Origin of the sequence: Streptomyces sp. NPDC057253 (assembly GCF_042669125.1) — a bacterium.
Lineage (GTDB): Bacteria > Actinomycetota > Actinomycetes > Streptomycetales > Streptomycetaceae > Streptomyces.
The window spans coordinates 1-21722 of record NZ_JBHUXV010000116.1; the positions used below are offsets into that span (position 1 = coordinate 1).

Below are 21722 nucleotides of genomic sequence, written 5' to 3' on the forward strand. Positions count from 1 at the left end.
CCCGCAGGGCGTGCCCGCACCGGCCGGGCGCCGGGCCCGGCGGGACGGCGGCGAGCAGCACGCGCTGCCGGCGGCCTTGCCCGCGGGCGGCTCCGCCGGAGCCGGTCAGCAGCCTCAGGGGCAGCTCCAGATCGCCGGACAGGGCTCGCAGGGCGACGGCGCACCGCAGCAGGACGGGCGCCGACGGCGTGCGCTCGCCGCCGCCTCGGAGCGGGCGGCCGCGCAGGAGGCGGCGCCCCGCTCGGTGTTCGCCCTCCCACCCGCCGACGCGGACCGCCCGAGCGACGCCGGCGCCGATACCGCCGCTGTTACGGCCACGGCGGGTCCGGGTCCGGGTGCGGGTCCGGTTCCGGCGCAGGGCCAGGTTCCGGGGCTCGGCCAGGTGCCGGTCTCCGGGCTGGGTCAGGTACCGGTACCGGGGCTGGGCCAGGTGCCGATCTCGGGGCTCGTGCCGGGACAGCTTCCGGGCCAGGCCCAGATGCCGGGGCAGGCCCCGGTTGTGGGGCAGGTACCGGGTCAGCCGGGACAGATCGCGGGACAAGTCCCGGGACAGATCCCGGGACAGATCCCGGGGCAGATCCCGGGGCAGGGACAGCTGCCCGGCCCTGGCCAGGAACAGCTCCCCGGGCAGATCCAGACTCAGGGCCAGGCCCCGGTCCCGGGGCAGGTGCCGGGGCAAGCCCCGGTCCCCGGGCAAGCCCCGGTCCCCGGGCAAGTCCCCGTCCCCGGGCAGCTCCAGGCACCCGGGCAGCTCCAGGCACCTGGGCAGCTCCAGGTCCCCGGCCAGGCGCAGGCTCCGGTTCCGCCGCAGGCCGCCGGCCAGATCCAGCCCCCGGCACAGGGACAGGCACCGGCCCCCGGCGCCCCCGTCCCGGCGAACGGGCTCGCGCAGGTTCCCGGCCAGGGGCTCGTCGCCGGTCAGCCCGGCGGCCCGTCCGACGGTCACGGTGACGACGGTCGGCACGACGCCGTCCCGCAAGACCAGGCCGACGACCACACCCCACCGCAGCCGCACCCCACCACCGCCCCGACGGGCCGACGCCGACGGGCCGTCGCCCAGCCGGCCGAGGCGCCCGGCACGCCCGCACAGGGAGTCGCAGCCCAGGCAGCCGTGCCCGGTCAGGCAGCTCCAGGTCAGGCCGTTCCCGCAGGAGTTCCTACGGCCCCTGCCCCCCAGGTCCCCGCCGCGGTGCAGCCGGGGCAGTACCCGGGTGTCCCCGTGCAGAACGCCACCGGCGAGGCCGGTCTCGTCGAGCAGGCCGTCGCCGCCCCGGCCTCACCCATGCAGGCCGCTCCTCCGCAGCCCGCCCCGGCGCAACCCGTCCTTCCGCAAGGCGTCCCGGTCCAGCCCGGTCTCGCGCAGCCCGGCCGGCCCCTCCCCGCCGAGGCACCCCAGCCGCAGGCCCCGGGCCTGGTCACGCCCCAGCCCGCGCCGACACCCGAAGCCGGGCCCGCCACTCCGCCGCCCGGCGTCCAACTGCCCCCGGACGCGGCACAGGCACAAGCACAGGCCCGCGCGGCACAACCACTCCCCGCCGAAGCCGCAACCGCAGCCGCTGCCACAGCCGCGACCACCGCAACAACCGGCACCGCCCCCATCGACCCCAACTCGACCCAGGGCCACGCGATCAGCGTGCGGACGCTCGGGCAGGGTGTCCCCTTCACCCGGCAGGCGGCCCAGGTGCAGCAGCCGGGCCCGGCCACGCCTCCGCCGCACCAGCCGGGCGGTTCGGGCCGGCGGCGCAAGCTCGGCACCCGGCCCGACCCCGCGGTCGCCGCGGCCCCGGAACAGGCGGCCCGTCCGCACCCGGCCGCCGAACAGGCCCCGGCGGCGGCGCAGGCACCGCAGCCGCAGCCCTCGCTCGCCGGGCAGTCGCGGCTCGCGCACGCCACCGAGGCGGCCGGACGGTCGTACGCCATAGGAGCGCCGGACGAGAACGCCGCCGAGGGGCCCGAGCCGCTGGACGGTCCCGGTGGGGCCGTGGAGATCCCGGACACCCCCCGGCCGCAGCCGATGGACGACGAGCTGCCCCCGGAGCCGCTCGACAACCCGCGGCGGCTGCTGGTGTGGCCCGCGCCGGACGTGACGACCCAGCAGGCGCTCAGCGACCGCGGGTACCGGCCGGTCATCGTGCAGTCGCGCGAGGAGGTCGACGCGCAGATCGCGGCCTTCCCCGCCGCGCTGTTCGTGGACCCGCTGACCGGGCCGATCACCCGCACCGCGCTCCAGTCGCTCCGGCAGGCGGCGGTGGCGTCCGAGGTGCCGATCATGGTGACCGCGGGGCTCGGACAGGCCTCGCGGGAGGCGGCCTACGGCGCCGATCCCGCCGTACTCCTGAAGGCGCTGGCGCCTCGGGACAGCGAGCAGCATCCGCCGCGGGTGCTGCTGATCGAGGAGCACGCGGAGATCGCGCTGGCGCTGACGGCGACGCTGGAGCGGCGGGGCATGCAGGTCGCTCGCGCGGCCAGTGACGCGGATGCCGTGACCCTGGCCGGTCAGCTCAGGCCCAACCTCGTCGTGATGGACCTCATGCAGGTGCATCGGCGGCGGGCCGGGATCGTGGACTGGCTGCGGGCGAACGGGCAGCTGAACCGGACGCCGCTGGTGGTGTACACGGCGGCCGTGGATCAGGCGGATCTGCCGCGGCTGGCTTCCGGGGAGACGGTGTTGTTCCTGGCCGAGCGGTCCACGAGTGCTGAGGTGCAGGCTCGGATCGTCGATCTGCTGGCTCGGATCGGCACGAACTGAGGGCCCGTCGTCGTCCGCGGGTCCGTTGTGGCTGGTCGCGCAGTTCCTAACGTCCCTGTCGGGGCGCTGCCAACCGCCTCGCCGCCTCCTTCACCGAAGCCCTCAGCCGCTCCCCGTCCCCGGCCTCCCCTCCCACCAGGATCCGCTTCATCTGCGGCACCACCGCCGCCCAGTTCGCCACCGCGATCAGCAGGAACAGCAGGTCGCGGGGTGGGATGGCGTCGGTGACGACGCCGCGGGCCTGGCCGTCCTCGAGGGTCGCGACCTTCGCGCGGTAGTGCTCCTGACGCTCCGCCTCGTCGGGGAGTTCGGCCGTGGCGCCGTACTCCAGGCCCTCCCAGAAGAGCAGGCGCAGCACCTCGGGGTGGGCCTCGTGGTAGTCCATGAGGCGGTCGATCCAGCTCTCGATGTCGTCCGGGTCGACCGGGACGGCGATCGCGAGGTCGAGCATGACCTTGCCGAGGACCTTGGTGAACAGCTCCGCCTTGTTGCCGAAGTAGGCGTAGATCAGCTGCTTGTTGGCCTTGGCCTCGGTCGCGATGCGGTCGATGCGGGCGCCCGCGATGCCGTGGCGGGCGAACTCCGCGACCGCCGCCTGGAAGATCCGGGCCTTGGTCGCCTCGGGGTCCCTTGCTGCTGCCATGGGGGTCAGGGTACGGGCGGCGGGGGAAGTAACCAACTACTTGGTTGACAGGGAATCGGAGGCGCTCCCACACTGTTGGACTGTTCCAACCAACCAGTTAGTTGCCAGAGCTGACTCGAAGGAGTCCACCGCTCATGCCGACAGCAACCGCCACCACAGGACGGTCCACCGAGGCCCCCGCCCGCCGCGCGGGCTCCCTGCTCCTCGTCCTCATCGCCGTCTGCACCGCCGTCACGGCCGCCAACATCTACCTCGCGGCCCCGCTGCTCCCCCTCATCGCCCACGACTTCGGCTCGACCGCCTCCGCGGTGGCCTGGGTCGCCTCGGTCGCCCAGTTCGGCTACGCCTTCGGACTGCTCGTCTTCGCCCCGCTCGGCGACAGCGTGAACCGGCGCCGGCTCGTCGCCGTCCTCTCGCTCGTCACCACCGCGGCCCTGACCGCCGCCGCCCTCGCGACCGGCACCACCGTCCTCGCGGCCGCCGTCCTGGTCGCCTCCGCGGCCACCGTCGTGCCCCAGCTGCTGGTCCCGCTGGTCGCCCAGCGCGCCCCCGCCGACCGCCGGGCCCGGCACGTGGCGGCCGTCATCGCGGGCCTGTTCACCGGGATCGTCGCGGCCCGGGTGCTGGGCGGGCTGATCGGTCAGGCCTTCGGCTGGCGGGTGGTGTTCGTGGGCGCGGCCGTACTGACGGCCGCCCTCGGACTCGCCACGGCCTACGCCCTGCCCGCCGAGCGCCCCCGCCGCTCCGGCCCGCTCTTCTCCGGCCTGACCACCCTCCCGTCCCTCGTCCGCCGCTCGCCCGAGCTGTGGCGCGCGTGCGTGCGGCAGGCCGGGATGTACGGCGCCTGGAGCGCGCTGTGGACCTCGCTGGCCCTGCTGCTGACCGGCCCGGCCTACGGCCTGTCGACCGCCACCGCCGGGCTCTTCGGTCTCTTCGGACTCACCGCGAGCGCGGTGGCGCCCCTGGCCGGAGGGTTCGTGGACCGCTTCGGCGCCGCGACGGTCGTACGGTCGGCCTATCTGCTGGCCGCGGTGTCCGTGCCGCTGTTCTGGCTCGGCGGGCACACGCTGTGGGCGCTGTTCGTGGCGGCGATCGCCGTCCACGCGGCCCTGGTCGCCTCCCATGTCGCCAACCAGACCCTCGCCCTGACCACCACCTCCACCCCGGCCACCGCCAACACGGCCTACGTCGTCGCCGGCTTCGCGGGCGGCGCGACGGCGTCCGCGCTCGCGGCCTCGGCCTTCGGCTGGTGGGGCTGGGGCGGCGTGTGCGCGGTGGCGGGCGTGTGGCTGGGGCTGGGGTGGCTGACCACTTCGGTACGGCGGTGACGCATGCGGTACGGCGGCCAGGGCCCCCGGTACTCGTCCGGGGCGCCCTGACCGCCGTGTCGTTCAAGTGACCTGCGAGTTGTGCTCAGAGCTTGGTGACGTCCAGCTCGCCCTCCGCGTACTGCCGGCGCAGGACCTTTTTGTCGAACTTTCCGACGCTCGTCTTCGGGACCGCCGCGATGATCGACCAGCGCTCCGGGAGCTGCCACTTGGCGATCTTGCCCTCGGCTGCCAGGAAGGCTCGCAGGGACTCGAAGTCGGCGGTGGAGCCCTCCTTCAGGACGACCGTGGCCAGCGGGCGCTCGCCCCACTTGTCGTCGGGGACGGCGACGACCGCGGCCTCGGTGACGTCCGGGTGGGACATCAGGGCGTTCTCCAGGTCCACGGACGAGATCCACTCGCCGCCGGACTTGATGACGTCCTTGGCGCGGTCGGTGAGGGTGAGGAAGCCGTCGGGGGAGATGGTGCCGACGTCGCCCGTCTTCAGCCAGCCGTCCGCGCTGAACTTGTCGGCGGGGCGCAGGGGTTCGGCCTCGGGGCCGTTGTAGTAGGCGCCGGCGATCCAGGCGCCGCGGACCTCCAGCTCGCCCGCGGACTCGCCGTCCCAGGGCAGGCGCTCGCCGCCGGGGCCGGTGAGGCGGGCCTCGACACCGGCCGGGAAGCGGCCCTGGGTGAGGCGGTAGGCGAACTCCTCGGGGGTGCCGACGACATGGGCCGGCGGGCGGGCGATGGTGCCGAGCGGGGAGGTCTCCGTCATGCCCCAGGCGTGGCAGACCCGCATGCCGAGCGCGTCGAAGGCCTCCATGAGGGAGGGCGGACAGGCCGAGCCGCCGATGGTGACCTGGGTGAGCGAGGAGACGTCACGGGGCTTCGCGGTGAGCTCGGCCAGCAGGCCCTGCCAGATGGTGGGGACGGCCGCCGCGTGGGTCGGCCGCTCGCGCTCGATCATCTCGGCGAGGGGCGCCGGCTGGAGGAAGCGGTCCGGCATCAGCATGTTGACGCCGGTCATGAAGGTGGCGTGCGGCAGTCCCCAGGCGTTGACATGGAACTGGGGGACGACCACGAGCGAGGTGTCCTGGTCGGTCAGGCCCATCGACTGGGCCATGTTGACCTGCATGGAATGCAGGTAGATCGAACGGTGGCTGTAGACCACGCCCTTGGGGTCGCCGGTGGTGCCGGAGGTGTAGCACATGGCGGCGGCCTGGCGTTCGTCCAGCTCGGGCCAGTCGTAGCTGGTGGGCTTGCCGGCGATCAGGTCCTCGTACTCGTGCACGCGCGCGTGGGAGCCTTCGAGGGCCGTGCGGTCGCCGGGGCCCGAGACCACCACGTGCTCGACCGTCTTGAGGTGCGGGAGCAGCGGGGCGAGCAGGGGGAGCAGCGAACCGTTGGCGATGACCACCCGGTCGGCCGCGTGGCCCACGATCCAGGCCAGCTGCTCGGCGGGGAGGCGGAGGTTCAGGGTGTGCAGGACCGCGCCCATGGAGGGGATCGCGAAGTACGCCTCGACGTGCTCGGCGTTGTTCCACATGAGGGTCGCCACGCGCTCGTCCTCGACGACTCCGAGGTCCTCGCGCAGGGCGTGCGCCAGCTGGGCGGCGCGGGTGCCGACCTCGGCGAAGGAGCGGCGGTGCGGCTCCGGCTCGCCGGTCCAGGTGGTCACCTGTGAGGTGCCGTGGATCGACGACCCGTGGGTCAGGATCCTGGAGATCAGCAGCGGTACGTCCTGCATGGTGCTCAGCACGGCGTCCTCCCGGGGCGACATTGCCTACGCGGTAGTAAGGGATGCGCCGATTCTGCGCACATACCGCGCGGTATGTCACTAGAGCCGGGCGATCGATCACGTCACGTTGTGCTCACAACGGACGGTCGCGCCGCTGGGTTCCCTAGCGGGCGAGCACCAGTTCCGGGTCCTCGCGGAGCTTGCCGAGCGCCCGGGACACCGCGGACTTCACGGTGCCGACGGAGACGCCGAGCACCTCGGCGGTCTGCACCTCGCTGAGGTCCTCGTAGTACCTGAGGACGACCATCGCGCGCTGCCGGGCGGGCAGCTTCATGATCGCCCGCCACATGGCGTCGTGCAGGGCCTGCTGCTCGGCGGGGTCGTCCTCGCCGGGCACCAGCTCGGGCTCGGGGATCTCGTCGGTCGCGAACTCGTCGACCTTGCGCTTGCGCCACTGCGAGGTCCGCGTGTTCAGCAGGGCCCGGCGCACATAGCCGTCGAGGGCCCGGTGGTCCTCGATGCGCTCCCAGGCGACATAGGTCTTGGTCAGGGCGGTCTGCAGCAGGTCCTCCGCGTCGCTCGGGTTCGCGGTCAGCGACCGGGCGGTACGCAGCAGCACCGGCTGGCGGGCCTTCACGTACGAGGCGAACGAGGGGTACGCGAGGGTCTGCGTCGCCGGAACGGCGGCCTTCGAAGCGCTGGTGCAGACGGGTGTGGTCATGGCTCCACGCTAGGTTCGAGACCGCCTCCCCCTCATCGGCCACAGGTCCCGAAGAGGACTCCGCCTCAGGTTGTAGAAGTGGTGCTGACTGCACCTCCTGTAGGTGGAGGAACGGGGTCGAGGTACTGCGGGTTCACCCCTGGGGGTCACCCGTCCGAGGTGAGCACCAGGCCGGACGTCGGCACCCCCGTCCCGGCTGTCACAAGGACCCGTCCGGCCTGCGGCACCTGGTTCACCGCCGTCCCCCGCAGCTGGCGTACCGCCTCCGCGATGCCGTTCATCCCGTGGAGGTACGCCTCGCCGAGCTGGCCGCCGTGGGTGTTGAGCGGGAGGCGGTCCTCGCGCACGAAGTCCGCCGCCTCCCCCTTCCCGCAGAAGCCGAACTCCTCCAGCTGCATCAGGACGAACGGGGTGAAGTGGTCGTAGAGGATCGCCACGTCGACGTCCTCGGGAGTGAGGCCGGAGCTGCTTCGGAGGTTGCGGGCGACCACGCCCATCTCGGGGAGGCCGGTGAGGTCGTCGCGGTAGAAGCTGGTCATCTGCTCCTGGGCGCGGCCGGCGCCCTGGGCGGCGGCCGCGATCACGGCGGGCCGCTGCGCGAGGTCACGCGCGCGTGCGCGGGAGGTCACGACGATCGCCTGGCCGCCGTCGGTCTCCTGGCAGCAGTCGAGGAGTCGCAGCGGCTCGACGATCCAGCGGGAGGCCGCGTGGTCGGCGAGGGTGATGGGGCGGCCGTGGAACCAGGCCGCCGGGTTCGTGGCCGCGTACCTGCGGTCGGTCACGGCCACATGGCCGAAGGCCTCCGGGGTGAGGCCGTAGGTGTGCAGATAGCGCTGGGCCGCCATCGCCACCCAGGACGCCGGGGTGAGCAGGCCGAAGGGGAGCGCCCAGCCGAGGGCGACTCCCTCGGCGGAGGGTTCGCGGTGCTGGACGCCCGAGCCGAAGCGGCGGCCCGAGCGCTCGTTGAAGGCGCGGTAGCAGACGACCACCTCGGCCACGCCCGCCGCGATCGCCAGCGCCGCCTGCTGGACGGTCGCGCAGGCCGCGCCGCCGCCGTAGTGGACCCGGGAGAAGAAGGACAGCTCGCCGATCCCGCAGGCCTGGGCGACGGTGATCTCCGGGCTGGTGTCCATCGTGAAGGTGACCATGCCGTCCACGTCGGCGGGGGTGAGCCCGGCGTCGTCGAGGGCCGCGCGGACCGCCTCGGCGGCGAGGCGCAGCTCGCTGCGGCCGGAGTCCTTGGAGAACTCGGTGGCGCCGATGCCGACGATCGCGGCCTGTCCGCCGAGCCGGTCACGCGCGCGCGTGCTCATGCGGGACCGTCCAGGGTGAGGGTGACCGTGCCCGTCACGTGCTGGCCGAGGCCATTGGCTCCTACGACCCGGACGGTCGCGGTGGTGCCTTCGAGGCTCTCTATCGTGCCCGTCAACACCATGGTGTCCCCCGGGTAGTTGGGCGCGCCCAGTCTGATCGCCACCTTTCTGAGCACCGCGCGTGGCCCGAAGTGGTCGGTGAGGTAGCGGCCGACCAGGCCGTTGGTCGTCAGGATGTTCATGAAGACGTCCGGGGAGCCCTTGGCGCGGGCCGCCTCCGCGTCGTGGTGCACGTCCTGGTAGTCGCGGGAGGCGACGGCCCCAGCGACGATCAGGGTGCGGGTGACCGGGATCTCCAGCGGGGGCAGTTCGTCACCGGGCTTCACGCGTCCTCCTCGGCGGCGCTGAAGACGGGGAGCACCGACTCGTCGTCGTAGGAACGGAATTCCAGCCGCACCGGCATCCCGATCCGCACCTTGTCGTACGGCGTCCCGACCACGTTGCTGATCATCCGCACGCCCTCGGCGAGTTGGACGAGGGCGACGGCGTAAGGCGGCTCAAATGCCGGGAAGGGCGGGTGGTGCATGACGACGTACGAGTACACCGTGCCCTCGCCGCTCGCCTCGACGGTGTCCCAGCCGGGGTCGCCGCAGTGGGCGCAGCCCGGGAGCCAGGGGAAGCGGAGGGTGGCGCAGGCGGTGCAGCGCTGGATGAGGAGCCGGTGCCGGGCGACGCCCTCCCAGAAGCCGGCGTTGTCGCGGTTGACGACGGGCCGGGGGCGGGCGGGGCGGGGTGACGGTTTCTTCCGTCCCGCGGGGGCGTACTTGAGGATGCGGAAGCGGTGGGTGCCGACGAGGGTCTCGCCCACGTGGACGTCGGTGCGGGTGGTGACGAAGTGGCCGGTGCCGAGCTTGGTGGTCTTCCTGGCCGAGACCGACTCGATCACGGTGTCGAAGGTGATCTCGTCGCCGGGGCGCAGCGGGCGGAGGTACTCCTGCTCGCAGTCGGTGGCGACGACCGAGGTGCAGCCGGACTCGTCGAGGAGGGCGAGGAGTTCGTCGTACGCCCGCGCGCGGCCGGTGTGTCCGGTGAGGCCGCCCATCGTCCAGGCCTGGAGCATGGTGGGCGGGGCGACGGCGTCGGGGCCGGTGTAGGCCGGGTTGGTGTCGCCCAGGGCCTCGCACCAGTGGCGGATCATGGGGACGTTGACGGGGTCCTTGCCGGTGGCGGCCACGGCGGCGGGGTGCCCTTCGTAGGCCTTGAGCCGGGCCGTCAGGTCGTCGTCGTCCACGGGCGCACGCCTCCCTCGCTCACGGGTTTCTGACTGTCCGTCAGATCTGAGGGGTTGTCAAGGTCGTTGCCGTGCGCTCGAAGACGGTCGTTGCCACGCGGCCGAACACGGTCGTTGCCATGTGCTCGAACACGCCTGCGCGGCGGCGCCGAAGCACCGCCGCGCGGACGTGTCACCTCCCCGAAGAGCTCCCCTGCGGCACCCCCTCCCTTGAAGCCCTTGCTTGAAGCCCTCCCGTGAATCCCCCTGTGGAACTCCCCCTCGATCTCCCCCCGGAGCGCTCTGCGGCCGAGGGCCGGTCAGCCCCGGTGCATCCCCGTCACCACCACAGCGGGGAGAAGTTGACGGACGTGTTGTTGTTCCCCTGATTGATGGCCGTGAACGCGGAGCCGTTGACCTGCGCGGTGTTGCTCTGGTTCGAGGCGCCCGAGCCGACGGCGTTCTGCTGGGTGGTGGACGAGTTGCCGTGGTTGTCGCGGCCCACTCCGCTGCCCACGATGCTCGCGACTCCCGCGTTCGATCCGTTGTCCGCGAAGCCGCCGTTGTCCGCCGCCGCGACGCCGGTGAAGAGCGCGGCGGCGAGGGGGAGGGCGGAGACGGCGGCGATGACGCGGGCGGTACGGATGCTTGCCATGGTGTTTCCTCCAGAACCCGGCCTGGTGCCGGTGGTACGTCAAGTACGGGTGTTTCCGGGGCAGTTGGCCGACCGTCCCGGTGCTGTGCACGACGTCGCGAGACCAGAGTTGCCCACCGGATCCCCGGCGAACCAGAGCGGAAGGGGTTATTCCCCCTGAAGCGTGAGGACAAGTCGATAAACCCCTTTCGCGACTTCACCGGGCAGTTCGGGGCGGTGGGGACGGTCGGTGATCAAGCGCCGCAACAGGGAAAGCGTTCCGGCAGATTTCCGGCCAATCGTGACCGCCCGGCGAGTCGCGTCCGCTCACTCTTCCCTTTTTCGAACATGCGTACGAACATAGAGGCATGGCCACCACAGACCGGCAGGCCACGACGCTGGCCCTCGCCCACGCCCTGTCAGCCGCCGAGCGCGGGCTGGCCGTGATCCCCCTGTCCCGCAGCAAGCTCCCGGCCCTGCGCTCCCCCCACCGCGACGACCCTCTGGCCGCCCCCTGTCACGGCGAGTGCGGGGCGTTCGGACACGGGGTCTACGACGCCTCGACCGACCCCGTCCGCATCCGCGAGCTCTTCGCCGCCGCGCCCTGGGCGACCGGCTACGGCATCGCGTGCGGCCTGCCGCCCCACCATCTGATCGGCATCGACCTGGACACCAAGTCGGGCACGGACTCCTCGGCGGCCCTGCGCGAACTGGCGCTGCGCCATCTGTTCACGATCCCCGACACGGTCGTCGTCCTGACCCCGAGCGGTGGCCGCCACCTGTGGCTCACCGGCCCGCCGGACGCGGCCGTCCCCAACTCGGCCGGCCGGCTGGCCCCGGGCATCGACATCCGGGGCGCCGGCGGCTATCTCGTCGGCCCCGGCTCCCGCACCGAACACGGCACCTACGGCACGGCACCGGGCACGGCCCACCTGGCCCCGGCGGCCTGCCCGCCCGCCCTGCTCCGCCTGCTGCTCCCGCCACCGCGCCCCACCCACCCCGCGACCCATCCCTCGGCCGGCGACCAGGGCCAGGGGCTGGTCCAGTTCGTCCTCGCCGCGCACGAGGGCCAGCGCAACACCCGGCTGTTCTGGGCGGCCTGCCGCGCCTACGAGAACGGCATCGGCCCGGCCCTGGTCGCCCCCCTGGTGGACGCGGCCCTCGACACGGGCCTCACGGAGCGGGAGGCCCGAGCGACGATCGCCTCGGCGGCCCGGATGACGGGGCGCCGGGGGTGACAGGACCCCCGAGGAGGCCGCCGATGTGGCGAACCGCCGTGCTTTACACCGGCGGCCGCCGCCTCGCCCGGTGCTCCGTCAGCCACTTCGCGGCGTAGGCCACCGCCGGGGCCAGGTCGAACAGACGGGCGTCGGCGGCGCCGATCCGGCCCCGGGTGACCGGGCGGTCGGGGAGGGACTCGTAGGTCTCGCCCAGGGCCGGGAAGTCGGAGGTGTCGAAGTCCACGTCCCGGTAGCGGTGCCAGCGCCGTCCCGAGCCGTCGTCGACCGCGCAGCCGTACTCCCGGCTGCCCTGGCCCGGCACCCGGTACTCGGCCAGGTGGAAGGAGGTGCAGACCGAGTAGCCGACGCCGAGCAGCAGGACGCGGGCCGACAGTTCCTCCAGGCGGGCCAGCGGGGACTCCTCGCCCAGGTGACAGTTCAGGTCGTGCCCGGCGGTGATGAGCGCCGCGGCCGGCCCCAGCGCGGCGAAGGAACTCTGCGGGTGGTCGCTGCGCAGCGCGCCCGGCCGGGTGCGGACCTCCTCCGGCAGCACACCGACCCCGTAGCTGGGGGTCAGCGCGGGATCGAACGCGGGCAGCGTCGCCCGCAGCCCGGCCCACTCCGCCGCCGGCACGGACCGCCCCCGGGTCAGGGGCCAGCGGGACGGGTCGGAGTTGTCGGGGGTCTGGGTGTAGGCGACCAGGGTGCCGTCGGCGCCGAGCGCGTCCAGGAGCGAGTCGACCACGGCCCGCGCCCCGCCGTGCACGGGCCCGACGGCCCGCAACGACGAGTGCACCAGCACGGTGTCGCCGGGCCGGATGCCCAACGCCCGGAGCTGGGAGGACAGTTCGTCCCGGTGGAGGAGGGCGGTCTCGGTCAACTCGGTACTCCCTGAAGGACGTTCGTGTGCTCACGCGGCGCTACGGCCGGGCTCAGTTCCGCCGGCAGCGGCGCCGACCACAGCAGCCGCAGGTCGTGGCGGACCGCGGAGGCCAGCGGCCGGCCCTGCGGGCTCCCGCCGTCGAGGAACTCGCGCAGTCCGACGTCCCCGCCCCTGGCCATGGTGTACGGCGGTACCGAGTGCCGGGACAGCACCAGCGCCCCGGGACCGGCGCCCCGCTCGGCCCCGGCCGCGAACAGGTGTCGTACGGCGTGGAAGTGGCGTTCCTGGAGGCCGCCGACGTCGATCACCGTGGCATCGGCCGGGACGGCGGTGCCCTGGCGCAGGGTGAGCGGGACCGCGGCGCGGTCGTGGACCAGGACATGGGCGGCCGCGTAGCGCAAGGTCTGCTCGTCGGCGGTGGCGCCGCCCTTGCCGCCGAGCCGTTCCAGGACGCGGGACCGCCGGGCCGGGGTCAGGGTGCGCACCAGGTCGTCCAGCGCGGTGACGACCCCGGGCGCCGGCAGGGCGTCGTACAGCCCGAAACGGCCCGGTACCAGGGACGACAGGAGCAGACCGAGGCAGCGGGCCAGCAGGGTGGTCTCCTCGGCGACGGCGGCCCCGGACAGGCCGTTGACGCGGCAGCCGAGGGAGCCGGCCAGCACGATCTGAAGGTGCGGGGCGCGGTGGCCGGCCTCGGTCAGCCGGGACGCCATCCGGACGGCCGGCAGGACGTAACTGAGCGCCCGCAGCGGGATCGTGGTGCTGGCGCCGTACACGACCCGCAGCACCAGCGGAGCCCGGACGGCCTCGCCCGCGGCCCGCAGCAGCGCGGCGACACCGTGCCGGGGCAGACCCTGGACGTACCCCGAGCGTCTGGCCTCGGGGCCGACGAGCGCGTTCAGCAGCCGGGGGCGCAGCCGGTTGACCTCACCGGTCTCCTGCGGATCGACGCACGGGGGCAGGGTGTCCAGGAGACCGCGCACGTCGGTGTCGGTGAGGGGCCGGGTTTCCTTGCCCGGCCCCAGGATTGGCACGCCCCGCAGGACGGCCGTGAGCAGATTGGCCTGCTTCTTTCCCAAGGGTGGTACCCCTGCGAAGACGTTGGGCATCGCACCTGACAATTCGCCAAAAAACCCTGAATGGTTACGAGTTGATGGCCTGGATTGTGTCACGGCAGGTCACCCGGGATCACCCGAAACGGGAAAGAAGGGCATAACCGGATCAGGTCGGCGGCATCTCCAGGTCGAAGTCGATCCGCTTGCGGTCACGCATCGCCCGGACCGTGGGATGCTCCGGCCCGAACTCCTGCTCGGCGGCGCGCCGCGCGCTCCTGAGCTCCTGCTCGGCGTCGGTGTCACCCAACAGGCTGCGGTCCAGGGCGACGTTGAACTCCGCGCAGAGCACCCGGGGGTGGTAGTCGCGGTAGAGGTCGCGATAGGCCTCCCGCACCTCCTCGTCCTGGGCCAGCGCCGCCTCGTGACGGCGCAGCACGGACAGCACGCCGGCCCGGTTGGCCCGGCAGGCCACGGTGGCGGGGTGCGTGGCGCCCAGCCGCTCGACGAGGAGCGGCAGCGTCTCGTCGGCGAGTGCCAGCGCCCGTTCGGTCTCCCCCTGGTTGCGCAGGATGGCGACGAGGTTGGTGGCCGCCGCCAGGCTGAAGGGGTGCTCCGCGCCGAGGCGCTCGCGGTAGCGCTCGAAGTTCCGTGTGCCGAGCCGCAGCGCCTCCGCGCCCCTGCTCGGGTCCAGCTGGGACAGGGCGAGCAGGTCGCAGGCGAGGTTGGCGGTGCACGACATGGTGTCGGGGTGCCCCTCGCCGTAGCGCTGCCGGTAGACGTTCAGGGTGGACCGGGTCTGGGCCTCCGCCTCGGCGTAGTGACCGAGCCGGCGCTGGGTCACCGCGAGGGAGGTGTCCGTGCGCAGCACGTCGTTCGACTTCTCGCCCTGGAGCTTGACGAACCGCCTGCGGATCTCGAAGAGCAGGTCGAGGGAGCCCTGGTAGTCCCCCATCTCACGGCGGTCGAGCGCCACGCCGTTGGCGAGGATCCAGGTGACGCGGTGCTGGAGGCCCAGGGCCTGCCGGCACCTCTGGTACGCCTCCGTGGCCCGCTCCAGGGCTTCCGCCGGACGGCCGGCGAGGTTCAGGGACACCCCGAGGTTGTTGGCCGCGCGGAGGGTCTCCTCGTGGTCGGGGCCGAAGTGCGGGCTGTTCAGGTAGAGCTCGTAGGTGCGGCGGTCCTCGTCGTGCGCCTCCGCGTAGCGCCCGAGGCCCCGCAGGTCGGCCCCGTAGTTGCGGGCGGTGACCAGGCTGTATCCGTCGTCGGGGCCGAGTTGCTCGCGCTGGCGCCGCAGGGTGTCGGAGTCCAGCTCGTGGGCCTCCGGGTAACGGCCCAGGGAGCGCAGCGGGTTGGCCACCTGGGCGGCCAGCCGCAGCCGGAGGTGGTGGTCGGCGCCGAGGGAGTCGGTCCAGACGTCGAGCGCCTTCTGGCCGAGCGCGGCGGCGGCGCGGTGGTCGCCGATCCGCCACTGGTTGCGGACCTGGCGGATGACCCACTCGCACACCCGCGCGTCGGTGTTGAACAGCGCCTCCGAGGGCTCCAGATGGGGCAGCAGCTCCGCGAACCGCTCCCGGGCCGCGGCGCTGTCCTCCTGGAACGCGGCCGAGGGCAGCGCGCCCGCCAGCACCAGCTGTGCCTGACGCCGGGTCCGTGCCTCGCGCTCGGGGTCCTCCTTCAGCCACTCCCGCACCGCGGCCTGGACCAGCCGGTGCACCTGGATGGAGCCGCTCTGCTGGTCCACGGTGGCCAGCGCGTACCGGCCGAGGTCGCGGATCAGGTAGCCCATCACCATGGGGTCGAGCACCGACTCGTCGCCGGTCTCCTCGGCGAGCCGGTTGCGCATGGCGTCGCTGTAGAGCAGCGAGTGCGCGATCGGCTCGGGGGAGAGGTAGGCACACAGCTCGAGGAGGCGGACCGCGGCGGGCCGTTCGTTGCCCAGCCGGTCGACGGTCAGCCGCCAGACCGCGAGGAGGGACTCCTGCTGGCTGTCGCCGGCGCCTCCGGAGCCGTTCAGCACCGCGCTGACCTGGTTGTTGACCCGGTCGAGGTAGGTGTCCAGCGGCATGGCCGTCTGGCGCAGCCAGGCCGCGGCGATCTCCATGGCCATGGGGAAGTCGCCGAGCGTGTCGGCGATCCGGTCGGCGTCCTCGACCGAGAGCCCGTCCACCCGGCGGCGCAGCAGGGCGACGCTCTCGGAGCGGTGGAAGGCGTCGACCTCCACGGCGATCTGGTTCTCCTCGTGGGGAGAGCGCCGGGCGGTGAGAATGACGTGACCCGGCCCCTCGGCTGGAAGGTACCGTTCCACCGTTGTGTCTCCCTCGTCCCTGTGCTGGGTCCCGCCGTCCGCGTCCTGGCTCTCGGTGACGTTGTCGAAGACCAGGAGCCAGCGACCATGATCTCCGTTTTGGAGGGCGTTCATGGTCGCCTGGACGCGTTCGTCGACCGTGTCACCCGGAATGCCCAGCTCCAGCCCGAGCTCCGCGAGGAGCTGCGGAATCCGGTTGGGTTGCTCCGCCGGGATCCAGTGGACGAGGTCGTACTGGGAACCGTAACGGTGGACATACTCCTGCGCGATCTGAGTCTTGCCGATCCCGCCGAGGCCGTAGAGGAACACTTTTCCGACGGGCGTGTCCGCGCGCAGCGACTCGGCGCTCAGCTCGTAGCGCAGCCGGTCCAGTTGTACGTCGCGGCCGGTGAAGGCGTTGTTGCGGCGCGGCACGTTGAAGATCCTGGGGACCAGGCCCGGATAGGCGATGCCCTCGCTGACGGCGGTGGCCGGGGCCTCCAGTTCGAGCAGGGCGAAGACCTGGGTGAGGACGTGCGGGGCGGACACGTCCGCCAGGGTGAATCCGGGCAGTCCGCGCAGGGCGAGTTCCGGCAGGTGCTCCCGGGTGCGCAGCCCGATGATCTTGGGGCCGTCGGGGGCCGCCGCCAGCGCCCGCACCTCGTCGGCGACCGGCGTGGTCGCGAAGTCGGGCGAGAGCAGCGCGATGACCACGTCGGCCCCGTCCGCCGGGCGGGTGGACAGGGGCACCGACGGACTGCTGCCGTGCAGGGTCACGGCGACTCCCCCGCCCTGGAGCTGGGCCGCGATCCACTCCGCCCAGGCGCCGTCGCGCAGCGCGAAGTCGACCCGTACCCGGGGCACGAGTCGGCCGCCGGGCACGGGCACCCGCTGGAAGCGGGACAACAGCTGCCTGCGCACCGGTTCCTCGACCGGTCGCAGGGCGGTGACCCGGCCGTCCGTGATCACCGAGGTGAGGCGTTCGTAGGCGCCCAGCAGCGAGGCGGGCTGGCGAGGCGTGTCCGCGACGGTGGCGAGGACCTCCTCGTAGGCGTAGAAGGGCTTGTAGGGGATCTCCACCGAGCCCCAGTAGCCGTCGGGATCGGCCGCCCGCGGGGTGTCCTTGAGGAACTCCTGGAAGCGGTGGCGGGCGTGCCCCCGGCTGATGGCCAGCTTCTCCTGCTCGGCGTCCTCCACCCGCATGGGCACGGGGAGGATCTTCACGTGCGGGGCGATCCGCCGTACGTCCGCGGCCACGCTGGCGCTGCCGTCCACCGACTGGGTGTTCAAGGTGAAGCAGTTGACGAGTACGTCCGGCATCAGCACCGTGGTGATGCCGGAGGTGTCGCTCCAGCCCGTACGGCTGTCGATCAGGGCGTAGTCGTAGCTGTGCCGCATGTCCTCGCGCAGGGCCTGGAGGAAGGCGGCCCCGTCGCGCTGTTCGTAGAAGCCCTTCCAGTCGTAGGTGTTGATGGTCTCGGAGTACTCGGGGGTCCGGCGCCCGGGGGAGACGAACAGGACGTAGCCGCCGCTGTCGAAGGTCCAGGTCAGGGCGGAGGCATAGCGCTCCACCCGGGCCTGCCGGCTGTAGTCGCCCCCGGCGGGCCTCGGCCTCGCCAGGTCGAAGCCGCGGATCAGGTCGATGACACCGGGCGTGGAGCGCAGCTCCGGGTCGCCCAGGAAGGGGGCGAAGTAGCGGTGCAGACCGGGCGCTTCCAGGTCCCAGTCCATGGCCAGGACACGTTTCCCGTTGCTCGCCAGGATCCAGGCCACGTTCGCCAGGGCCATGGTGCGGCCGGTTCCGCCCTTGAACGAGTAGAACGTGACGATCGTGCCGCACTCGTGGGTGCCGGTGCCACCCGAGTCGAACGTCATGAGGAGTACCTTCCGAGCAGGGGAAACGTATGGAGCCCTTCCGTCGGCGACGCCGGTGACCGCACGGCCTCCACCGACCTGAGGGCTTCGTTCTGCAGGCGGATGAGCACCTTGCGCAGGGACGAGGTGAAGCTCTCCGTGTCCGGGAGCCCCCAGCGTTCGTACTCGCTGTGGCGGGCGCGCAGCAGCGGGAGCGTGCGGTCCAGGAGTTCGTCGAGGGTGACCGTGAGTTCGGCCGATTCGGTGTCGTCGCGTGCCCGCGGTTCGAGCGCCGTCGTCGCCTCGGGACTTCGCCCGTCGACGGCGGCCAGGAGGCTGCGCTTGTCCCCCCGCATGGCCACCCAGGCGTCCACCAGCAGCACCACGAGCTGCTCGGGGTCCTGTTCCCGGCTGATCCGGTCGACGGTCTCCTCGTCCAGGGGCAGCACGGTCGCCGTGAAGTCGAGGGTGGTGGCGGTGTCCACCACCAGCGAGACCAGTGCCCCCTCCTCGCCGGGCGCGTACGGGGACCAGTTCAGGGGGGTCTTGCCGTAGCTCTGGCGTGTGTGCCGTTCCTCGGGCAGTTCGTCCCGGGCGGGGGCCGCCACCACGAAGCTGACCGACTGTCCGCTCACCGGCGCGGGGGCGCCGACGGGCGACTGGCTCCCTGACATGTCGAAGCCGTGCACCTCCGGAAGCCGCTCCGCGGCCGCGACGACGCGGTCGGCGATCGCCTCCAGCACTTCCTCGTACTCGGACCGGTAGCGCGCCCGCAGCCGCAGCAGATGCAGCAGCCCGTCCCGCCGGTAGGCCTCGGAGGCCACCCGCAGGGGCGGGTAGGGGACGACCTCGTCCAGCTCACCGGTCGGATCGGGCTCCCACATCACGGGTACGACGGCGTCGGCGCGGCGACCGGTCCTGGACCAGTGCAGATTGAGGCGCCGTTGGAAGTAGGACCACTCGGCCAGGCAGTAGGACTGAGCGAAGTAGGGCGTGGAGTGCAGCACCACCAGGACGGTGGAACGGCCCAGCAGATCCACCGAGATGTCCGACGACCGGGGCTCACCACGCGCCCCCACGCTGTCCGGCGGGCGTCCGGTGCGGCGGCCGACGAGGGCACAGAGGTCGTGGAAGAACGCCGCGACCCACTCCTCGTCGACGGTGCGCACGTGACTCAGGTAGAAGTGGCTCACGGTGACTCCAGTTGCTCGGCACGGCCCCGGGACGCGGGCTGCCTCGGGCTGTGCCGGACGGAGGCCGGATGCGGGCTGCCGTCCTCCTCGACATCAGCCCCACCAAATCGGCTTGATATTCGAATGTGGGAGAAACACGAACACGGGCTTTGCGCGCACGATAAGCGGCGATCGACACCTCGTCGGCCACCCGCCGCGCCTACGGTCCCGCCCATGCCCCCTCCTCCGTTCGACCGACCTCCCGGCTGGTCCCGCCCGCGATGGCGGAACCGCTGCTTACGCACTGCGGGTCGACCTCGGGGGCGGCGGCCGCACCCGGGCGGCGCCCGACGGAGGAGTGTCTTCCGCTTCCATCCGAACCACCCGGAAAGGTGTCACTCCCCGAACGCCCGCTTGACCGGACGGGTGAACGGGGCGCCGGTCCACCCGGAAGCCGTACGCCTCGGCCTCCTCGGTCATGTGCTCGACGAAGCAGGCGCCCCAGGCGGTCAGGGCGGCCCTGTTCCGCCACAGGACCCGCAGCGCCTCGGCCGCCTGGGTGCCACACCGCCGCAGCCGCTGCTCGGCCACCCGGGCCGGGGCGCCGTGCAGGGTGTGGGCGGCACGCGACCAGTAGGCCAGGAGGCCGATGTGCGCGTGGGTGCCGGTGAGCACACCCCCCAGCGGGCGGGGGTCGGGACGCCAGCCCACCCGGTGCCGCGTCCGGTCGTAGGGGTCGGCGAGGTCGACCAGATCGGTCAGGGAGCCCAGGGCGAGGTGACTGGTCTCGTGCAGGACCGTCTCGGCCAGCAGCAGGGGGTCCCGCTCGGGAGCGGCCGCCAGCGCGCCGTACGCCTCACGGGTGGACGAGCTGCGTCCGCGTCCGCGGGGTCCGGGCCGCAGCGGCACCAGGGCCGACCACAGGAAGGCGCAGTCGGCGGCCCGCTCCGGCGTCAGCTCGCTCAGCAGCGCCCAGGCCCGCGCCACGGCCGACTGCCACGCGGCCTGGCGGGCCGGGGACTGCCTTGACTGGACCGGGAAGCCGTAGACGTCCCGGTACGGGTCGGCGTCTTCCAGTACGACGGACAGGTGGGGGGCGAAGGGGGTCGCCGTAGCGTTGTCGTCGGGGTCCTGTTGAAGGCTCAGCATGCGGTTGTCAGGAAGGCTCTGAAGGCTCAGTGTCCGGTCCGTCCTTAGGCTGCGGTCCGCCCATGTCACCGTCCAGCCGTCCAGCCGGACGGTGTTCGCTCCGCCGGACAGCCGGACCACGCCCAGGGTGGGCAGCCACAACAACCCGTCGTGCGCCGGAAGGGACAGGCGGGGCCGCAGGCCGGCGCGCAACGCGGCGGCGTGTCCGAAGGTCCCGAGCCGGGCCAGGTCGAGGGCCAGGTCCGCGGTGGGCCCGGTGCCGTGCAGGGCGCGCAGGCACCGCCTGAGCCAGACGCCCGCGTGCGGGTGCAGCAGCACCTCCTCGAAGGCCCGCGGATCGGCCGCGTACGCCTGGACGCACAGGTCCCAGCCGGCCGACGCGTCCCGCGCCCACAGCTCGGGCACGGTCCGCCGGGCGGTGTCGGCCAGCCCCTTCAGAAGCAGCAGACGCCGGCTGACCTGCCCCCGGCGGAGCACCGCCAGGGCGGGGGCGGCCGGCCGGGAACGGGCCAGGGCCGCGAGGTCCCCGGCCGTCAGACGCAGCGCCGCGGGTTCGGTCACGAGGCCCTCCCGAACCACTTGACGGCGTCGGCCGCCACCCGGTCCCGGATGTGCGTGGTGAGCAGGCGGAGATCGGCGCAGAAGACGCTGGGGTTGTCGAAGCCGTTGCCGGGGCGGAAGCGGTGCGCCCGCAGCCCTCCGCCGCACAGCCCGACCACGGGACAGGCGACGCACTCCGCGGCGAGGGAAGCCGGTCCCGCGCCCCGGGCCGCGACCACCTCGGGATGCCCGGCCACGGTGTCGAAGTCGTGGTCGAAGAGGTTCAGCCCGGTCGCGGCGGCCCCGTCGTAGGCCGCTTTGAGGCTGTCGGGAAGCTCCACGGAGAGGTCGCTCTCCACCACGATGTGATCGGAGACGGGGAACTGGGCGGGGGCCGACCGGGCGAGTCGGCCGCCGAGCGCACGGTCCATGATCTGCTCGAAGCGACGGATCCGCGTCTCCCGTATTGGCGCGGTGTACCAGCGCTCGAAGACGGCCAGCAGCCAGTCGGCGTACGGCGTCGCCGAGCCGTCGCGGCCGGGGGGCGGGTGCTCCCAGGTGCTGTGCGGGAGCAGGAAGTCGACCATCGGGGGCTGGTGGGCGAGGAGTTGCTCGTAGACGGCGACCGGGTCGTTGTCGAGGTCGATCGTGCAGAGCAGACCGCTGTACAGCGCTCTGTTCTCCGGTCGCCTCAACAGTTCCAGCCCCTTCAGAACGGCGGTGTAGCTGCTCCGGCCGTTCCTGGAACGCCGATGGCGGTCGTTCGCCGTGCGGTCGCCGTCCAGGCTGACCCCCACCGACACTCCGTCCCGGCGGAACAGGTCCAGCCAGTCAGGATCGAGGAGTGTTCCATTGCTTTGTACGGAGATATCACATACCGCTACGCCCTGTAACCGGCTTGTCAGGACCGAGACGATATTTTCGATCCGCTCTTTTCCGGCGAGGAGGGGCTCTCCTCCGTGCAGCACGACGCGGACCGCGGGCAGGGCGTGGGTCCGGGCGTGCTCCGCTATGCGTTCGGCGAGCGGGACGACCGACTCCTCGGGGATGACCCGGGGTTTGCGCCGCCAGCTGGTGTCCTGGAGCTCGTAGACATAGCAGTGGTCACAGGCGAGGTTGCAGTGCTGGGCGACCTTGACCACCCATTCACGAAAAGGCCGTACCTTCCGCATGTGCCACCTCCTGAG

15 protein-coding genes and 1 pseudogene are annotated in these 21722 nt (G+C 72.7%); 3 read left to right on the forward strand and 13 right to left on the reverse strand.

Annotated elements, in window-relative coordinates:
• Window positions 1-2749 (forward strand): annotated as a pseudogene (locus ACFULQ_RS39335) (nickel transporter); the annotation flags it as partial.
• 46 nt (window positions 2750-2795) lie between these two features.
• Here the strand turns inward: ACFULQ_RS39335 and ACFULQ_RS39340 are convergent.
• Entirely contained in the window at window positions 2796-3392 is a 597-nt protein-coding gene (locus ACFULQ_RS39340; RefSeq protein ID WP_383553780.1) for a TetR family transcriptional regulator, read from the reverse strand.
• A gap of 134 nt (window positions 3393-3526) precedes the next feature.
• Between ACFULQ_RS39340 and ACFULQ_RS39345 the strand changes: the two genes are divergently transcribed.
• Window positions 3527-4720, forward strand: a complete 1194-nt coding sequence (locus ACFULQ_RS39345) for an MFS transporter (RefSeq protein ID WP_383553782.1) — start codon at window positions 3527-3529, stop codon at window positions 4718-4720.
• Between the two features lie 85 nt (window positions 4721-4805).
• Here ACFULQ_RS39345 and ACFULQ_RS39350 read toward each other — a convergent pair whose 3' ends face one another.
• From ACFULQ_RS39350 to ACFULQ_RS39375, 6 genes are all read right to left on the reverse strand, one after another.
• On the reverse strand, window positions 4806-6482 hold the full coding sequence (locus tag ACFULQ_RS39350) for a long-chain fatty acid--CoA ligase (RefSeq protein WP_383553785.1): 1677 nt from the start codon (window positions 6480-6482) through the stop codon (window positions 4806-4808).
• Window positions 6483-6603: 121 nt separating this feature from the next.
• Complete coding sequence (locus ACFULQ_RS39355; protein WP_383553788.1) at window positions 6604-7161, reverse strand: SigE family RNA polymerase sigma factor; 558 nt, start codon at window positions 7159-7161, stop codon at window positions 6604-6606.
• Between the two features lie 146 nt (window positions 7162-7307).
• Entirely contained in the window at window positions 7308-8474 is a 1167-nt protein-coding gene (locus ACFULQ_RS39360; RefSeq protein ID WP_383553791.1) for a lipid-transfer protein, read from the reverse strand.
• Window positions 8471-8860: a MaoC family dehydratase gene (locus ACFULQ_RS39365; protein WP_383553794.1), complete on the reverse strand. Its 390-nt coding sequence runs from the start codon at window positions 8858-8860 to the stop codon at window positions 8471-8473. The genes ACFULQ_RS39360 and ACFULQ_RS39365 overlap by 4 nt, the downstream gene beginning before the upstream one ends.
• Complete coding sequence (locus ACFULQ_RS39370) at window positions 8857-9765, reverse strand: bifunctional MaoC family dehydratase N-terminal/OB-fold nucleic acid binding domain-containing protein (RefSeq protein WP_383553797.1); 909 nt, start codon at window positions 9763-9765, stop codon at window positions 8857-8859. Before ACFULQ_RS39370 ends, ACFULQ_RS39365 begins: the two co-directional genes overlap by 4 nt.
• Window positions 9766-10084: 319 nt before the next feature.
• Window positions 10085-10399: a hypothetical protein gene (locus ACFULQ_RS39375; protein WP_383553800.1), complete on the reverse strand. Its 315-nt coding sequence runs from the start codon at window positions 10397-10399 to the stop codon at window positions 10085-10087.
• Between the two features lie 347 nt (window positions 10400-10746).
• Between ACFULQ_RS39375 and ACFULQ_RS39380 the strand changes: the two genes are divergently transcribed.
• Window positions 10747-11616: a bifunctional DNA primase/polymerase gene (locus ACFULQ_RS39380; protein WP_383553803.1), complete on the forward strand. Its 870-nt coding sequence runs from the start codon at window positions 10747-10749 to the stop codon at window positions 11614-11616.
• Between the two features lie 43 nt (window positions 11617-11659).
• Here ACFULQ_RS39380 and ACFULQ_RS39385 read toward each other — a convergent pair whose 3' ends face one another.
• The 6 genes from ACFULQ_RS39385 to ACFULQ_RS39410 form a co-directional block, all read right to left on the reverse strand.
• Window positions 11660-12478 carry an aminoglycoside N(3)-acetyltransferase gene (locus ACFULQ_RS39385; RefSeq protein WP_383553805.1) on the reverse strand — a complete coding sequence of 273 codons (819 nt, stop codon included), beginning with the start codon at window positions 12476-12478 and terminating at the stop codon, window positions 11660-11662.
• Window positions 12475-13560, reverse strand: coding sequence for a hypothetical protein (locus ACFULQ_RS39390; protein WP_383553808.1), 1086 nt, complete (start codon window positions 13558-13560; stop codon window positions 12475-12477). Before ACFULQ_RS39390 ends, ACFULQ_RS39385 begins: the two co-directional genes overlap by 4 nt.
• Before the next feature lie 142 nt (window positions 13561-13702).
• Window positions 13703-17695 (reverse strand): FxSxx-COOH system tetratricopeptide repeat protein, encoded by a 3993-nt coding sequence (gene fxsT, locus ACFULQ_RS39395; protein WP_383553812.1) that lies wholly within the window; start codon window positions 17693-17695, stop codon window positions 13703-13705.
• Window positions 17692-18867 (reverse strand): FxsC protein, encoded by a 1176-nt coding sequence (gene fsxC / locus ACFULQ_RS39400; RefSeq protein WP_383553814.1) that lies wholly within the window; start codon window positions 18865-18867, stop codon window positions 17692-17694. The genes fxsT and fsxC overlap by 4 nt, the downstream gene beginning before the upstream one ends.
• A 276-nt stretch (window positions 18868-19143) precedes the next feature.
• Window positions 19144-20556 (reverse strand): aKG-HExxH-type peptide beta-hydroxylase, encoded by a 1413-nt coding sequence (locus ACFULQ_RS39405; RefSeq protein WP_383553817.1) that lies wholly within the window; start codon window positions 20554-20556, stop codon window positions 19144-19146.
• Window positions 20553-21707 (reverse strand): FxsB family cyclophane-forming radical SAM/SPASM peptide maturase, encoded by a 1155-nt coding sequence (locus ACFULQ_RS39410; RefSeq protein WP_383553820.1) that lies wholly within the window; start codon window positions 21705-21707, stop codon window positions 20553-20555. The genes ACFULQ_RS39405 and ACFULQ_RS39410 overlap by 4 nt, the downstream gene beginning before the upstream one ends.
• Window positions 21708-21722: the final 15 nt, after the last annotated feature.

Excerpts from the sequence above, each read along its gene's own strand:
- ACFULQ_RS39340 (WP_383553780.1), bottom strand. The coding sequence starts at position 3,392 with ATGGCAGCAGCAAGGGACCCCGAGGCGACCAAGGCCCGGATCTTCCAG.
- ACFULQ_RS39345 (WP_383553782.1), top strand. The coding sequence starts at position 3,527 with ATGCCGACAGCAACCGCCACCACAGGACGGTCCACCGAGGCCCCCGCC.
- ACFULQ_RS39350 (WP_383553785.1), bottom strand. The coding sequence starts at position 6,482 with ATGTCGCCCCGGGAGGACGCCGTGCTGAGCACCATGCAGGACGTACCG.
- ACFULQ_RS39355 (WP_383553788.1), bottom strand. The coding sequence starts at position 7,161 with ATGACCACACCCGTCTGCACCAGCGCTTCGAAGGCCGCCGTTCCGGCG.
- ACFULQ_RS39360 (WP_383553791.1), bottom strand. The coding sequence starts at position 8,474 with ATGAGCACGCGCGCGCGTGACCGGCTCGGCGGACAGGCCGCGATCGTC.
- ACFULQ_RS39375 (WP_383553800.1), bottom strand. The coding sequence starts at position 10,399 with ATGGCAAGCATCCGTACCGCCCGCGTCATCGCCGCCGTCTCCGCCCTC.
- ACFULQ_RS39380 (WP_383553803.1), top strand. The coding sequence starts at position 10,747 with ATGGCCACCACAGACCGGCAGGCCACGACGCTGGCCCTCGCCCACGCC.
- fxsT (WP_383553812.1), bottom strand. The coding sequence starts at position 17,695 with ATGACGTTCGACTCGGGTGGCACCGGCACCCACGAGTGCGGCACGATC.
- ACFULQ_RS39410 (WP_383553820.1), bottom strand. The coding sequence starts at position 21,707 with ATGCGGAAGGTACGGCCTTTTCGTGAATGGGTGGTCAAGGTCGCCCAG.